Genomic DNA, 1,049 nt, shown 5'->3' with positions numbered 1-1,049 from the left:
GGTTGGACAAACGATCAAGGCATTTGTTTTTCGCACACCCAAACTGCGCTGGGATATCCCGCAAGAGCTGAAATTGCTTGAAGGGCAAGTGATTCGATCCATTCATCGCCGCGCAAAGTATTTGCTCATAGAAACGGATGCAGGGACTGCTATTGTGCACCTTGGAATGTCCGGCTCGTTACGTGTGTTGGATGCTGATTTTCCTGCGGCTAAGCACGATCATGTCGATCTCAAACTTACAAATGGTAAAGTGCTGCGTTATAACGACCCTCGACGCTTTGGTGCTTGGCTATGGTGCGCTCCTGGTGAGTCCCATGCGGTACTTGATCATATGGGACCAGAGCCTCTAACTGATGCGTTTAATAGCGAGTACATTGCCGATAAAGCGCAAGGTAAGCGTGTTGCGGTTAAACAGTTCATTATGGACAATAAAGTGGTGGTTGGCGTTGGGAATATCTACGCCAATGAATCTCTGTTTAAATCTCGTATTCTCCCAACCCGACAAGCAGGTCAAGTGACACCCCAAGAGTGGGTGCTGTTAGTGGAAAACATCAAAGCCACGCTAAAAATTGCCATTAACCAAGGTGGTACGACTTTAAAAGACTTCGCTCAAGCCGATGGCAAGCCGGGTTATTTTGCTCAAGAACTTCTAGTGTATGGAAAAGCGGGTGAGCCTTGCCCAGAATGTGGAGAGCCGCTTCAAGAGCTAAAAATTGGCCAACGTAATACCTTCTTCTGTAATGAGTGCCAGCAATAGAAATACGATCGCGTACGGTGTATTGCCATCAAGCAGTTGTAATCGCCGACCTTTCCTTCAATAATTCATACAATTTTGAATAGATCAGTACATCCTATGAAAGTCATTTACCCAGGTACATTTGATCCAGTGACCAATGGTCACTTAAATCTTATCGAGCGCACTCATGAAATGTTTGATGAAGTCGTTATTGGAGTAGCTGCAAGCCCTTCAAAGAACACTATGTTCACATTGGAAGAGCGCGTCGCTTTGATGGAAGAGGTAGTGGCACATTTACCTGGTGTGACAGTAA

The 1,049-nt window shown here is 45.8% G+C and carries 2 protein-coding genes; both read left to right on the top strand.

All coding sequences use genetic code 11. The features are described 5' to 3' along the window. A partial coding sequence (mutM, locus tag R7070_RS26505; RefSeq protein ID WP_318141559.1) for a bifunctional DNA-formamidopyrimidine glycosylase/DNA-(apurinic or apyrimidinic site) lyase occupies positions 1-757 on the top strand: 757 nt, incomplete at its 5' end. A gap of 96 nt (positions 758-853) precedes the next feature. Next, positions 854-1,049 (top strand): adenylyltransferase/cytidyltransferase family protein (locus tag R7070_RS26500; RefSeq protein ID WP_318141558.1); only part of this gene is annotated, 196 nt, incomplete at its 3' end.

Source organism: Vibrio sp. 1557, assembly GCF_033340175.1.
GTDB classification, from domain to species: domain Bacteria; phylum Pseudomonadota; class Gammaproteobacteria; order Enterobacterales; family Vibrionaceae; genus Vibrio; species Vibrio alginolyticus.
Note: the sequence above shows the minus strand (reverse complement) of the source record. Positions and strands in the feature narration are given on the sequence as shown.